Below are 13,824 nucleotides of genomic sequence, written 5' to 3'. Positions count from 1 at the left end.
ATGACCTTCTCGCTTGCCCTTGTGGGGCGCCCCAACGTGGGCAAGTCCACGCTGTTCAACCGGCTGGTGGGCAAGCGGCTGGCTCTGGTCGACGACCAGCCCGGCGTCACCCGCGACCTGCGCGAGGGCGAGGCCCGGCTGGGCGATCTGCGCTTTACCGTGATCGACACCGCGGGGCTGGAAGAGGCTACCGACGACAGCCTGCCGGCGCGGATGCGGCGCTTGACCGAACGCGCCGTCGACATGGCCGATATCTGCCTCTTCATCGTCGATGCCCGAGCCGGGATCACCGCCTCGGACGAGGTTTTCGCCGAGATCCTGCGCCGCCGCGCCAAGCACGTGATCCTGGCCGCCAACAAGGCCGAGGGACGGGCGGGCGAAAGCGGCACGCTCGAAGCCTTCTCGCTGGGGCTGGGCGAGCCGGTGCGCATCTCGGCCGAACATGGCGAAGGCATGGGCGAGCTCTATGCCGCCCTGGCGCCATTGGCCGAGGATTATGCCGCCCGCGCCGCCGAAGAGGCCCCCGAGGTGGAAATCAGCGTCGAAGAGGGCGACGAGGACGACGGCCCGCGCCCGATCACGCGCGACAAGCCGCTGCAGATCGCCGTTGTGGGCCGGCCCAACGCGGGCAAGTCGACCCTGGTCAACGCCATCCTGGGCGAAGACCGGATGCTGACCGGCCCCGAGGCCGGCATCACCCGCGACGCGATTTCGGTCCAGCTCGACTGGGGCGGGGTGCCGGTGCGCATCTTCGACACCGCCGGCATGCGCAAGCGCGCCAAGGTCCAGGAAAAACTGGAAAAACTGTCGGTCAGCGACGGCATCCGCGCGGTCAAGTTCGCCGAGGTGGTGATCGTGCTGCTGGATGCGGCCATCCCCTTCGAGGTGCAGGATCTCAAGATCGCCGATCTGGCCGAACGCGAGGGCCGCGCCGTGGTCGTGGCGGTCAACAAGTGGGATGTCGAGGACGACAAGAACGCCAAGATCCGCGACCTGCGCGAAACCTTCGAAAAGGTGCTGCCGCAACTGCGCGGCGCGCCGCTGGTGACGATCTCGGCCCGCACCGGGCGCGGGCTCGACAAGCTGCAGGAGGCGGTGATGAAGGCCCACGAGGTCTGGAACCGCCGCGTCTCGACCGGACAGCTCAACCGCTGGCTCGACGGAATGGTGCAGCGCCATCCGCCGCCGGCGCCACAGGGCAAGCGGATCAAGCTGCGCTACATGACCCAGGCCAAGACGCGCCCGCCGGGCTTCGTGGTGATGTGCAGCCATCCCGACAAGCTGCCCGAAAGCTATTCGCGCTACCTGGTCAACGGTCTGCGCGAGGATTTCGACATGCCCGGCACGCCGATCCGCCTGACGATGCGCGGCCAGGGCGACCAGAACCCGTTCAAGGGCCGCAAGAAAAAGCGCCCGGGTGCGCTCGGCAAACATCTGGGCAAGCTGCAATCCAAGAAGGACTGACCCCGGCGCACGTGTCCGCGGCGGGCGCGCGACGCTTGGGACACCGGCGCTGTGCCGCCCATGAATGCGCGGTTTCGGCCTGCATCGGCGCGCCTTTGCCGATCCCCGTTCACGCAAATATTTCAGGGTCTTGCGGGCGGATATGGCCTTGCTACATGAACACGCGACGGCACCAAGCCGTTGTTTCGCGGACATGATCCGCCTTGGAGTAGACACCAAATGAAGTCCACCGTGATTGCCCTCGTTGCCGCGCTGTCGGTGACCGGATTTGCTGCCCATGCCGAAGTGGCCGACAGCAATGGCGACGGCGTCTTTTCGATGGAAGAAATGCTGGTCAGCTATCCCGACCTGACCGAAGAAACCTTCGCCGAGATCGACGCCGATGCCGATGGCGCCATCAACGCCGAAGAACTGGCCGCCGCAGTGTCGGCCGGCCTGATCGCAGGCTGATCCCGAAGCGACAAAGGCACGGGAAACGGGGGGTGTTCCGGGCAACCGGACACCCCTTTGTCATTCCGTGTCGGTGCCGCGCAGCGCCAGGATCGCGAAGATGCCCAGGATGGCCAGACCCGCCACGGCGGCGTTGAACGGCTGGGAATTGGCCACGATCACGCCGACCAGCGCCCAGATCACCGTGATGCCGTATTCCGGGGCGCGGTGCAGCCGGTATTGCACCACAAGCGCGATGCCCAACGCCAGTGCCAGCGCCACCAGCGCCGCCGGCGTGCCGTCAAGCAACCCGTAGCCGCCCAGCAGCAGGCCAAGCGCCACGCACGAGGCCGCCGTCAGCCAGCCCGCATAGATCGCCACCGGCGCCTGTTGCAGCCAGCGGTCGGTGTCGCCGACGCGGAACAGGCTGACCAGCACCGCGGCCAGCATCACCCAGATCAGCACCGTGGCGGCGATGGGCGAGACCTGCGCGATCGGCAGCCAGGTGGCGCCGACGGCCAGGCTCAGCGTCAGAGGCGGGCGCATCGGGGCCCAGTCCGGATCGGCGCTGCGGCGCAACAGGCCAAAGCCCGCGCCGACCACCAGCCAGGCATAGATCAATCCCCAGATGCCAAAGGCATATCCCGCCGGCTGCACCGGCGGCGCATCCTGCGGCACCGGGAACTGGTCGGCCTCGAACCCGTTGAACCCGGGCGCCAGCAGCGGCGACACGACAAAGGCCAGCGCCGCCGCCAGAACCAGCGCTGCCCAGACCCGCGTCATGCCAGTGTTCCCTCCGGCGTGATCCGCGTCTTGCCGCCCAGCCAGGGCGCCAGGACCTGCGGCAGCACCACGCCGCCATCCTCGGTCTGGCCGTTCTCCAGCACCGCGATCAGGCAGCGCCCCACCGCCAGGCCCGAACCGTTCAGCGTGTGCACGAATTCCGGTTTGCCGCCGCCTGCGGGCTTGAACCGCGCATTCATCCGTCGCGCCTGGAAATCCCCGCAGACCGAGACGGAACTGATCTCGCGATAGGTGTTCTGTCCGGGCAACCAGACCTCGATGTCATGGGTCTTGATCGCACCGAAACCGATATCGCCGCTGCACAGAACCACCGTGCGATAGGGCAGGCCCAGCCGTTCCAGGATGTCCTCGGCGCAGCGCGTCATCCGCGCGTGTTCCTCCATCGACCGGTCGGGATGGGTGATGGACACCATCTCGACCTTCTCGAACTGGTGCTGGCGCAACATGCCGGCGGTGTCCTTGCCGGCGCTGCCGGCCTCGGAGCGGAAGCACTGCGTATGGGCGACGTAGCGCCGCGGCAGATAGCTTTCCTCGACCACCAGCCCGTTGACGATGTTGGTCAGCGTGACCTCGGCGGTGGGCACCAGCCACCAGCCATTGGTGGTCTGATAGCTGTCGTCGCCGAATTTCGGCAATTGCCCGGTGCCCAGCATCATCTCTTCGCGTACCAGCACCGGCGTCCAGGTCTCGGTCAGGCCGTTTTCGGTGGTGTGGGTGTCCAGCATGAACTGCGCCAGCGCCCGGTGCAGCCGGGCGACGGCGCCGGACATGACGGCAAAGCGCGCGCCCGACAGTTTGGCGGCGGTCTCGAAATCCAACCCGTCCTGCACGCAGGCCAGCTGGTAATGCTCCTTCGGCTGGAAATCGAAGGCGCGCGGCTCGCCCCAGCGGCGGATCTCGGCATTGTCGGCCTCGTCCGCGCCGTCCGGCACGTCGTCATGCAGCCGGTTGGGCAGGCGCATCAGCAGGTCGGTCAGCTGCGCGTCCAGCGCCTTGGCGCGGTCCTGCATCTCGGCCACCTCGGCCTTTTTCTCGGCCACCAGCGCGCGCAGGCGCTCGAACTCGGCCTCGTCGCCGCCGGCCTTGGCGGCACCCACCTGCTTGGACGCCTTGTTCTGATCGGCCTGCGCGGTTTCCGCGGCGTGGATCGCGGCGCGGCGCGCCTCGTCCAGGCTCAGGATTTCCGACGACACCGCATCCAGCCCCCGGCGAGACATGACGGCATCGAAAGCCGCCGGATTGTCGCGGATGGCGCGGATGTCATGCATCGGATCCTCCCTTGGGGTCGTGAGTCGTCGCGCGCCTTATGACGCATCTTCGCCGCAGGGGGTAGGGGCCGCGTTCCCGCGCTTTGATGCGGCCCGCGACAAGGCGGACCAATCCGTCCCGAAATCGCGGCGAACAGGACGGATCGCTGCGCCCGCTTCGTCTTGCATCCCGGCCCGCCCGGGCATAGGTTCCGCGCAATTCGCGGGGGTGCCCCGCCGTAGCGACCAAGGAGCATCCCATGGAAGGCAATGCCTTTGCCCAGTTCATCCCGCTGATCCTGATCTTCGCGATCATGTATTTTCTGCTGATCCGTCCGCAGCAGAAAAAGATGAAACAGCACCAGGCGATGGTGGCCGGCCTGCGCCGGGGTGACCAGGTGGTGACCCAGGGCGGCATGATCGGCAAGGTCGTGAAGGTCAAGGAAAACAACGAGTTGGAGCTTGAAATTGCCGAAGGCGTCAAGGTCCGCGTGGTGCAGAACACCATCGCTCAGGTGATCTCCAAGACCGAACCGGCCAATTCCTGACCTGATCCTTTCCCAAGGGGGCGCGGCCGATGCTGCAGATCGATCTCTGGAAACGCGTGCTGATCTGGGGCGTTGTGGCCCTTGGCCTCGTGCTCGCGCTTCCCAACGCCTTCTATACCCGTGTCGAAGTCCACAACGACGCGATGGCGGCGATCGAACTGGGCGCGGACACGCCGGAAAATCAAGAAAAATCAGCGGCGTGGCCGACTTTCCTGCCATCGAGGCTCGTCAATCTGGGGCTTGATCTGCGCGGCGGCGCGCATCTGCTGGCCGAGGTCAAGGTGGCCGATGTCTACCAGACCCGGCTCGAGTCGTTCTGGCCCGAGGTGCGCGACGCGCTGCGTCCCGAGCGCGCCACCGTCGGCACGATCCGCCTGCAACCTTCGCCGCCGGACGAATTGCGCGTGCGCATCTCGCAGCCCGAGGGCATGACCCGCGCGGTCGAACTGGTGCGCGGATTGGCGCGGCCGGTGGTCACGCTGACCGGCGCGGGCGCCACGGACCTGGACGTGCGCGCCGATGGCAGCGACATCGTCGTCACCCTGTCCGAGGCCGAAAAGGCCGCCACCGACGAACGCACGATGCGCCAGTCGCTGGAAATCATCCGCCGCCGCATCGACGAGGTCGGCACCCGCGAACCGACGATCCAGCGCCAGGGCTTCGACCGCATCCTGATCCAGGTGCCGGGCATCGGATCGGCGGCGGAGCTGAAGGAAATCATCGGCACCACGGCGCAGCTGACATTCCAGCCCGTCGTCGGGCGCGCCGCCGATGCAGGCGCGCCCGCCGGCGCCGGCAACGAGGTGCTGCCGTCGCTGGACGAAGAGGGCGTGTTCTACATCCTCGAACAGGCGCCGGTGGTCACCGGCGAAGACCTGGTCGATGCGCAGCCCAGTTTCGACCAGAACGGGCGACCGGCGGTCAATTTCCGTTTCAACCCGTCAGGAGGCCGCAAGTTCGGCGACTACACCGCCGAAAACATCGGCAATCCCTTTGCCATCGTGCTGGATGACGAAGTGATCTCGGCCCCGGTGATCCAGAGCCACATCCCCGGAGGGTCGGGCATCATCACCGGCAATTTCACGGTCGAGGAATCGACCAACCTGGCGATCCTGCTGCGCGCGGGTGCCTTGCCGGCGGGGCTGGAATTCCTCGAGGAACGCACGATCGGGCCGGAACTGGGGCAGGACAGCATCGATGCGGGCAAGGTGGCGACGCTGGTCGCCTTCGTCGCGGTGCTGGTCTACATGGCGCTCAGCTACGGCCTGTTCGGCCTGTTCGCCAATGTCGCGCTGATCCTGAACATCGCGCTGCTGTTCGGCATGCTGAGCCTGATCGGCGCCACGCTGACCTTGCCGGGCATCGCCGGGATCGTGCTGACCGTCGGCATGGCGGTGGATGCCAACGTGCTGGTCTTCGAGCGGATCCGCGAGGAATTGAAGACCGCCAAAGGTCCGGCCCGCGCGATCGAACTGGGCTACGAAAAGGCGCTGTCGGCCATTGTCGATGCCAATATCACCACGTTCATCACGGCGACGATCCTGTTCGTCATGGGGTCGGGCCCGGTACGCGGCTTTGCCATCACGCTGGGTCTGGGAATCCTGACATCGGTCTTTACCGCGATCTTCGTCACGCGGCTGTTGATCGTGATCTGGTTCGAACGCCGCCGTCCGAAAACCATCGAGGTATGAGATGCGACTGAAACTGGTTCCGGACGAGACGAATTTCGATTTCTTCGGGCGGCCCAAGCTGTGGCTGGGCATCTCTGTCTTCCTGATCCTGCTGTCCTTCGGCAGCTTCCTGATCCAGGGGCTGAATTACGGCATCGATTTTCGTGGCGGCACGACGATCCGCACCGAAAGCGCGCAGCCGGTGGATGTCGGTGCCTATCGCGATGCGCTGAACGCGCTGGAACTGGGCGATGTGCTGATTTCCGAAGTCTTCGATCCGACCTTCGGGCCGGACCAGAACGTCGCGATGGTGCGCATCCAGGCGCAGGAGGGCGAAGAGGCCGTCACCCCGGAGTTGATCACCGCGGCGCAGGCTGCGCTGGCGACGGTGGCACCGGACATCCAGTTCGTGTCGGTCGAATCCGTTGGCCCCAAGGTGTCGGGCGAATTGATCCGAACGGCGGCGCTGGCGGTCGCGCTCGCCATCGGCGCGGTGCTGGTCTATATCTGGCTGCGGTTCGAATGGCAGTTCGCCCTGGGCGCCGTGGTGGCGCTGGTGCATGACGTGGTGCTGACCATCGGCATCTTTTCCGAGCTTCAGATCCGCTTTGACCTGGCGATCATCGCGGCCCTGCTGACCATCGTCGGCTATTCGCTGAACGACACCGTCGTGGTGTTCGACCGGGTGCGCGAGAACCTGATCCGCTACAAATCGCGCCCGCTGAAAGAGGTTCTGAACCTGTCGATCAACGAAACTCTCAGCCGGACCTTCATGACCTCGGTCACCACGTTGCTGGCCCTGATCGCCCTGTTCGTGCTGGGCGGCGACGTGATCCGCGGCTTCGTCTTCGCGATGATCTGGGGCGTGGTGGTCGGGACCTATTCGTCGATCTTCGTGGCCAGCACCTTTTTGCTGTGGCTGGGCGTCAAGCGGGACTGGACCACAACCGGAGATGGTGGCGCCGGAACGCAGTTCGCGGATGTGGATGCCTGAGCCAAGCGATGCGGGCAGAACTTGCATCGGAAATGCCGCTTTGACTTGGTCAAGATGTCGTGGCGCCCTATGGTCTGATCCGAAAACGCCGGGCTGAACGCCCGGCACGACGGCCCGGTCGCAGGAGGACCCAGCCATGCGGATGAACGAGATCGCCTTTACCGATGCCCAGCCGGTCGACGGCTATGGACCGGGTTTCTTTCGCGTTGCCGGCCAGGCGCATCCCGGCCCGCTGCTGTTGACGCCCGGCGGGCGGATGAACTGGGGCGGGTTCGACGATCTCGACACGCTGACCGGGCTGACCGGCCAGATCGACGTGCTGTTCCTGGGCACCGGCGCCGAGACGGCGCATGTTCCCGGCGGATTGCGCCAGAGCCTGGAAAGCGTCGGGATCGGCGTCGAGGCGATGAACTCGCCCTCGGCCTGCCGGACCTACAACGTGCTCTTGAGCGAAGGGCGCCGGGTGGCATTGGCCGCGCTGCCGGTCTGAGCGCACGCGCCTGTCGGCGTCGCGCCGGCGTATTTTTCAAAGAGAAGAAGGACAGGGCGGGTTTGCCGCTTTTTCTCGCGCGTCCGGTGGGTTAAGGCTCGGGTCATGGAATTGACGGTCACGGATCTGGCGGTGTCGCGCGGCGGGGTGCCGGTGCTGGAGGGCATCGGTTTTTCTCTGCCTGCGGGCCGCGCACTGGTGCTGCGCGGGCCGAACGGGTCGGGCAAGACGACGCTGCTGCGTACCGTGGCGGGTTTGCAGCCGGCCTTTGCCGGGCGGGTCGCGGGCGCGGGCGAGCGCATCGCCTATGCCGCCCATGCCGACGGGTTGAAGGCGATGCTGAGCGTGCGCGAGAACCTGACATTCTGGGCGCGGGTCTTTGTCCATGACGGCATCGACGAGGCGCTGGACGGGTTCGACCTGCGGGGGTTGGAAACGCGGCTCGCCGGCACGCTGAGCGCCGGGCAGAAGCGGCGGCTGGGGCTGGCGCGGCTGGTGGTCACCGGCCGGCCGGTCTGGGTGCTGGACGAACCGACCGTGTCGCTGGACGCGGCGTCGGTCGCGTTGTTCGCCGCCGCGGTGCGTCGGCACCTGCAGGGCGGGGGATCGGCGCTGATCGCCACCCATATCGATCTGGGGCTGGATGAGGCCGAGATCTTCGACGTCACGCCCTATCGTGCCGAACCGCGGGTATCCGTCCAAGACGAGGCCTTCCTGTGATCGCGCTGTTGATGCGGGACCTGCGCCTGGCGGTGCGGGCGGGCGGCGGGTTCGGCCTGGGGCTGGCGTTCTTCCTGATCGTGACGGTGCTGGTGCCGTTCGGCGTGGGCCCGGAAACCGGCCTGCTGACCCGGATCGCGCCCGGCGTGCTGTGGATCGGTGCTCTGCTGGCCTGCCTGTTGTCGCTGGACCGGATCTTTGCGCTGGACTGGGAAGATGGCTCGCTCGATCTGCTGGCCACCGCGCCGCTGCCGATGGAGGGCATCGTCAGCATCAAGGCCCTGGCGCATTGGCTGACCACGGCGCTGCCGCTGGTGCTGGTGGCGCCCGTGCTGGGACTGCTGTTGAACCTGCCGGGTCCGGGCTTTCCCTGGCTTGTCGCCTCTCTGGCGATCGGCACGCCGGCGCTGTCGGTGATCGGCACCTTCGGCGCGGCGCTGACCGTGGGACTGAAGCGGGGCGGGTTGCTGTTGTCGCTGCTGGTGCTGCCGCTATATGTTCCGACGCTGATCTTCGGCGCCGAAGTGGCGCGGCGCGGGGCGGAAGGGCTGGACGTGCAGACGCCGCTGCTGATGCTGGCGGGGATCAGTTTCGGCACGATGGCGCTGTTGCCTTTCGCCTCGGCGGCGGTGCTGCGCATCAACTTGAGATAAGTCACGGACCCGGGCACCGGGACGCGCTAGGGCAGGGCGTGACATTGCACCTCGCGGGGATTTGAGGTGTAAGCGGGAAAGATGGAAATAGGGTGCAGCTTATGGCCTCGCTTTGGGAATATGCCAATCCGGTGAAGTTCATCCGCACGACGGATCGCGTGCTGCCGTGGATTTCGGCGCTGGCGCTGGTTTGCCTGGTGGTCGGTCTGGTCTGGGGCTTTTTCTTTACCCCCGACGATTTCCGTCAGGGTTCGACCGTCAAGATCATCTACCTGCACGTACCCTCGGCGCTGATGGCGATCAATGCCTGGCTGATGATGCTGGTCGCCTCGCTGGTCTGGATCGTGCGGCGCCACCATGTCAGTGCGCTGGCGGCCCGCGCCGCCGCACCTGTCGGCGCGGTGATGACGGTCATCGCGCTGGCCACCGGCGCGATCTGGGGCCAGCCGATGTGGGGCACCTGGTGGGCCTGGGATCCGCGGCTGACCTCGTTCCTGATCCTGTTCCTGTTCTACCTGGGCTACATGGCCCTGTGGGAGGCGATCGAGAACGACGACACCGCCGCGGATCTGACCGCCATCCTGTGCCTGGTCGGATCGGTCTTTGCGGTGCTCAGCCGCTATGCGGTGAATTTCTGGAACCAGGGCCTGCACCAGGGTGCGTCGCTCAGCCTCGACAAGGAGGAAAACGTGGCCGACGTGTTCTATTTCCCGCTGCTTGTCTGCATCGCGGGGTTCGTTCTGCTGTTCATCGCGCTGGTCTTTTTGCGCACCCAGACCGAAATCCGGGCGCGCCGGGCGCGCGCCCTGCTGGCACGGGAGCAGGTGGCATGATCCCCGACCTGGGCAAATACGCCAGCGCGGTCCTGTCATCCTACGCGGTGTCGATCGTACTGATCGTGGCGCTGGTTGTCGTGAGCGTGATGCGCGCGCGCCGCATCAAGCGCGAACTGGCCGCAATAGAGGAGCGGCAGAAGCGTCATGGCTGAACCCAAACGTGTTTCGCTCATGATGATGCTGCCGCCGCTGATCTTCGCGGCCTTCGCCATCATGGCGCTTTTCGGGATGTATCGCGAGAACCCGCGCGAATTGCCCTCGACCCGCATCGGCCAGCAGGCGCCCGCCTTGCCGTCCGGCGCGATGGCGGCGTTTCCCGGCGCCGGCGACGACGTGTTGCGCACCGGCGAGGTGACATTGGTGAATTTCTGGGCCAGCTGGTGCCCGCCCTGCCGCGCCGAGCATCCCAAGCTGCTGGAGATGCAGGACGCGGGAATCCGGATCGTGGGCGTGAACTTCAAGGACCAGGAAAGCACGGCGACGCGGTATCTGACCGAGGATGGCAATCCTTTCATCGGCGTGCCCTTCGACCCGGCGGGGCGCACGGCCATCGATTGGGGTGTCACTGCGCCGCCCGAGACCTTTATCGTCGCGGGCGACGGCACGGTGCTGTTCCGCTTCGTCGGGCCGCTGGTGGGGTCGGATTACCAGCAGCGTTTCGTGCCCGAACTGGAAAAGGCCCTGGCCGCATCCCAATGAGCGCGCTGGCGCGCGCGCAGGTCGTCTCGGATGCGGGGCTTTGCCCCGCGCCTCGGCAGGGCGTATTTTTCAAAGAGAAGAAGGGACAGGTGCCGCCTGGTCGAGCGGAAGGCTGCAATGCGCCGCGGCGACGAGCGAGGGGCAGGCGGGCGGGCTTTCGGTCGCCGCCACGGCGCCGAAGACGGCAAGCATCAGCAGCGCGGCGGCCTGGATCAAGGTAATGGTTTTCATCTGCTCTCCTTTGCATCCGATCTTGGCGCCGGATGGGTCGGAGATAAGGGGGAAAGGCCTGAATTGAACCTCACGGGGTCGTCATAGGCTGGAAATCGCGCAGCGATCCGGAGAGATGCCCGGAAAATCGGCAAGCCATGTCCTGAAAACGGCTCCGGCCCCGCGCGGGATCCACCGCGCGGGGCCGGGTTCACCGCGTCAGGCGGCGTATCAGGCGGCCTTGGCCAGGTTGCGCAGCACGTAGTGCAGCACGCCACCATGTTCGATGTATTCGATCTCGATCGCGGTATCGATCCGGCATTTGAGCGTGATCGTCTTTTCGGTGCCGTCGGCATAGGTGATCGTGCAAGGCACTTCCTGCAGCGGCTGGATCGTGTCGAGCCCGTGGATCGCCACGGTTTCGTCGCCGGTCAGGCCCAGGGTCTTGCGGGTATCGCCGCCGGTGAATTCGAACGGGATCACGCCCATGCCCACGAGGTTCGAGCGGTGGATGCGTTCGAAGCTTTCGGCGATCACCGCCTTGACGCCGAGCAGCGCGGTGCCCTTGGCCGCCCAGTCGCGGGACGATCCGGCGCCGTATTGTTCGCCGCCGAAGATCACCAGCGGCGTGCCCTGTTCCTGGTAGGCCATCGCGGCGTCGTAGATCGAGGTCTGCTGGCCGTCCGGACCCTTGGTGTAGCCGCCTTCGACGCCGTCCAGCATCTCGTTCTTGATGCGGATATTGGCGAAGGTGCCGCGCATCATGACTTCGTGGTTGCCGCGGCGCGAGCCGTAGGAATTGAATTCGCGCGGGGCGACCTGGCGTTCGGTCAGGTATTTGCCGGCCGGCGTGGTTTCCTTGAACGACCCGGCGGGCGAGATGTGGTCGGTGGTGATCATGTCGCCGAGCAGCGCCAGCACGCGCGCGCCGTCGATATTGGTGATCTTGCCGGGTTCGGCGCCCATGCCCTGGAAATAGGGCGGGTTCTGCACATAGGTCGAGGTGGCCGGCCAGTCATAGGTTTCCTGCTGGGGAACCTCGACGCCCTGCCATTTTTCGTCGCCCTTGAAGACGTCGGCGTATTTCGACTGGAACGCCTCGCGGGTGACGGTCTTTTCGACCAGTTCGGCCACTTCCTGCGCGGTCGGCCAGATGTCCTTGAGATAGACGTCCTTGCCGTCCGGGGTCTGGGCGATGGGATCGCGGGTGATGTCGATGTTCATGTCGCCGGCCAGCGCATAGGCCACAACCAGCGGCGGGCTGGCCAGGTAGTTGGCGCGCACATCGGGGCTGATGCGGCCCTCGAAGTTGCGGTTGCCCGACAGCACCGAGGTGGCGATCAGGTCGTTGTCGTTGATCGCCTTGCTGATTTCGGGCTGCAGCGGACCGGAATTGCCGATGCAGGTAGTGCAGCCGTAGCCCACGAGGTTGAAGCCGATCTTGTCGAGATCGTCCTGCAGGCCGGCGGCCTCCAGATATGCCGACACGACCTGCGAACCCGGCGCCAGCGAGGTCTTGACCCAGGGTTTGCGGGTCAGGCCGAGCGCCGCGGCCTTGCGTGCCACCAGCCCTGCGCCGATCATCACGTAGGGGTTCGAGGTGTTGGTGCAGGACGTGATCGAGGCGATCACCACCGAGCCGTCGCGCAGGGTGTAGTCCTGGCCTTCGACCGCGGCGGATTTCCGGGGGTCGGGGGCTTCGGTGGGCGCGGGGCCCTCGGCGGCCATGTCTTCGGCGGCGGCGCTGCTGTCGGTGCCGCGGTATTCGTTGACAACGTCCAGGAAGGCCGATGCGGCGCGGTCCAGCGGCGTGTAATCCTGCGGACGCTTGGGCCCCGAGATGGCGGGCACGATGGTGCCCATGTCCAGTTCGAGCGTGTCGGTATAGACCGGATCGTAATCCGGTCCACGCCAGAAGCCGTTTTCCTTGGCATAGGCCTCGACCAGCGCGATTCGGTCCTCGTCGCGCCCGGTATTGCGCAGGTAGCGCAAGGTTTCGTCGTCGATCGGGAAGAACCCGCAGGTGGCGCCGTATTCGGGGGCCATGTTGGCGATGGTCGCGCGGTCGGCCAGCGGCAGGTTGTCGAGGCCGGGCCCGTAGAATTCGACGAACTTGCCGACGACGCCCTTGGCCCGCAGCATTTCCACCACTTTCAGCACGAGATCGGTGCCGGTCGTTCCTTCGACCATCGCGCCGGTCAGCTTGAAGCCGACCACCTCGGGGATCAGCATCGAGATCGGCTGTCCCAGCATGGCGGCCTCGGCCTCGATCCCGCCGACGCCCCAGCCCAGCACCGCGGCGCCGTTGACCATGGTGGTGTGGCTGTCGGTGCCCACCAGCGTATCCGGGTAGGCGACCGTGTCGCCGTTCTGGTCGGTATCGGTCCAGACGGTCTGCGCCAGGTATTCCAGGTTCACCTGGTGGCAGATGCCGGTGCCCGGCGGCACGACGCGGAAATTGTTGAACGCGGTCTGCCCCCATTTGAGGAAGGTGTAGCGTTCCATGTTGCGTTCGTATTCGCGGTCGACATTGACCTGGAAGGCGCGCGGATTGCCGAATTCATCGATCATGACCGAATGGTCGATGACCAGGTCGACCGGGTTCAGCGGGTTGATCTTTTGCGGGTCACCACCCAGGGCCTTGATGCCGTCGCGCATGGCGGCCAGATCGACCACCGCGGGCACGCCGGTGAAGTCCTGCATCAGCACGCGCGCCGGGCGATAGGCGATCTCGCGCGGGTTCTGGCCGCCTTTGGCGCCCCATTCGGCGAAGGCCTTGATGTCATCCACCGTGACGGTCTTGCCATCCTCGAAGCGCAGCATGTTTTCCAGAACCACCTTCAGCGCGGCGGGCAGACGCGAGAAATCGCCCAGACCCGCGGCCTGTGCCGCCGGGATGGAGTAGTAGGCAAACGATGCGCCGCCTGCCGAAAGCGTCTTGCGGGTCTTCGCGCTGTCCTGACCGACCGTGATGGGCATGAAGCGTCTCCTTTCGAGGGGTGAAATAGGGGCTCTTTACCGCGCGTTCTGCCGCAAGGGCGGAGTTCGATCAAGGGGGGT

General features: G+C 66.1%; 15 protein-coding genes. 11 read left to right on the top strand and 4 right to left on the bottom strand.

Going from position 1 to position 13,824, the window contains the following annotated elements:
* On the top strand, nt 1-1,464 hold the full coding sequence (gene der, locus KUH32_RS16035) for a ribosome biogenesis GTPase Der (protein WP_217779601.1): 1,464 nt from the start codon (nt 1-3) through the stop codon (nt 1,462-1,464).
* A 219-nt stretch (nt 1,465-1,683) separates the two neighbouring features.
* Nucleotides 1,684-1,914 carry an EF-hand domain-containing protein gene (locus KUH32_RS16030; protein WP_217779600.1) on the top strand — a complete coding sequence of 77 codons (231 nt, stop codon included), beginning with the start codon at nt 1,684-1,686 and terminating at the stop codon, nt 1,912-1,914.
* Nucleotides 1,915-1,974: 60 nt separating this feature from the next.
* On the opposite strand, the gene KUH32_RS16025 is transcribed toward KUH32_RS16030, so the two are convergent.
* Nucleotides 1,975-2,676, bottom strand: a complete 702-nt coding sequence (locus KUH32_RS16025; RefSeq protein WP_217779599.1) for a hypothetical protein — start codon at nt 2,674-2,676, stop codon at nt 1,975-1,977.
* Nucleotides 2,673-3,965 carry a serine--tRNA ligase gene (gene serS, locus KUH32_RS16020; protein WP_217779598.1) on the bottom strand — a complete coding sequence of 431 codons (1,293 nt, stop codon included), beginning with the start codon at nt 3,963-3,965 and terminating at the stop codon, nt 2,673-2,675. Before serS ends, KUH32_RS16025 begins: the two co-directional genes overlap by 4 nt.
* A gap of 239 nt (nt 3,966-4,204) precedes the next feature.
* Between serS and yajC the strand changes: the two genes are divergently transcribed.
* From yajC to KUH32_RS15975, 9 genes are all read left to right on the top strand, one after another.
* Nucleotides 4,205-4,492, top strand: a complete 288-nt coding sequence (yajC, locus tag KUH32_RS16015) for a preprotein translocase subunit YajC (RefSeq protein ID WP_217779597.1) — start codon at nt 4,205-4,207, stop codon at nt 4,490-4,492.
* A 29-nt stretch (nt 4,493-4,521) separates the two neighbouring features.
* The gene (gene secD, locus KUH32_RS16010; protein WP_217779596.1) at nt 4,522-6,183 is read left to right on the top strand and encodes a protein translocase subunit SecD; all 1,662 of its coding nucleotides are present in this window, start codon (nt 4,522-4,524) and stop codon (nt 6,181-6,183) included.
* A gap of 1 nt (nt 6,184) precedes the next feature.
* On the top strand, nt 6,185-7,156 hold the full coding sequence (secF, locus tag KUH32_RS16005) for a protein translocase subunit SecF (protein ID WP_217779595.1): 972 nt from the start codon (nt 6,185-6,187) through the stop codon (nt 7,154-7,156).
* 136 nt (nt 7,157-7,292) lie between these two features.
* The gene (locus tag KUH32_RS16000) at nt 7,293-7,646 is read left to right on the top strand and encodes an Mth938-like domain-containing protein (RefSeq protein ID WP_217779594.1); all 354 of its coding nucleotides are present in this window, start codon (nt 7,293-7,295) and stop codon (nt 7,644-7,646) included.
* Nucleotides 7,647-7,751: 105 nt separating this feature from the next.
* Nucleotides 7,752-8,366, top strand: coding sequence for a heme ABC exporter ATP-binding protein CcmA (ccmA, locus tag KUH32_RS15995; RefSeq protein ID WP_217779593.1), 615 nt, complete (start codon nt 7,752-7,754; stop codon nt 8,364-8,366).
* The gene (gene ccmB / locus KUH32_RS15990; RefSeq protein WP_217779592.1) at nt 8,363-9,019 is read left to right on the top strand and encodes a heme exporter protein CcmB; all 657 of its coding nucleotides are present in this window, start codon (nt 8,363-8,365) and stop codon (nt 9,017-9,019) included. The genes ccmA and ccmB overlap by 4 nt, the downstream gene beginning before the upstream one ends.
* A gap of 101 nt (nt 9,020-9,120) precedes the next feature.
* Entirely contained in the window at nt 9,121-9,852 is a 732-nt protein-coding gene (locus tag KUH32_RS15985) for a heme ABC transporter permease (protein WP_217779591.1), read from the top strand.
* On the top strand, nt 9,849-10,007 hold the full coding sequence (ccmD, locus tag KUH32_RS15980; RefSeq protein WP_217779590.1) for a heme exporter protein CcmD: 159 nt from the start codon (nt 9,849-9,851) through the stop codon (nt 10,005-10,007). Before KUH32_RS15985 ends, ccmD begins: the two co-directional genes overlap by 4 nt.
* On the top strand, nt 10,000-10,554 hold the full coding sequence (locus tag KUH32_RS15975) for a DsbE family thiol:disulfide interchange protein (RefSeq protein ID WP_254899185.1): 555 nt from the start codon (nt 10,000-10,002) through the stop codon (nt 10,552-10,554). Before ccmD ends, KUH32_RS15975 begins: the two co-directional genes overlap by 8 nt.
* A gap of 69 nt (nt 10,555-10,623) precedes the next feature.
* Here KUH32_RS15975 and KUH32_RS15970 read toward each other — a convergent pair whose 3' ends face one another.
* The gene (locus tag KUH32_RS15970) at nt 10,624-10,785 is read right to left on the bottom strand and encodes a hypothetical protein (RefSeq protein WP_217779589.1); all 162 of its coding nucleotides are present in this window, start codon (nt 10,783-10,785) and stop codon (nt 10,624-10,626) included.
* Nucleotides 10,786-10,995: 210 nt separating this feature from the next.
* Complete coding sequence (gene acnA, locus KUH32_RS15965; protein WP_217779588.1) at nt 10,996-13,743, bottom strand: aconitate hydratase AcnA; 2,748 nt, start codon at nt 13,741-13,743, stop codon at nt 10,996-10,998.
* Nucleotides 13,744-13,824 lie beyond the last annotated feature (81 nt).

It is taken from the genome of Thalassococcus arenae (assembly GCF_019104745.1).
GTDB classification, from domain to species: Bacteria; Pseudomonadota; Alphaproteobacteria; order Rhodobacterales; family Rhodobacteraceae; genus Thalassococcus_B; species Thalassococcus_B arenae.
The sequence above is the reverse complement of the archived record's forward strand: the minus strand, read 5'-3'. Positions and strand labels throughout refer to the sequence as shown.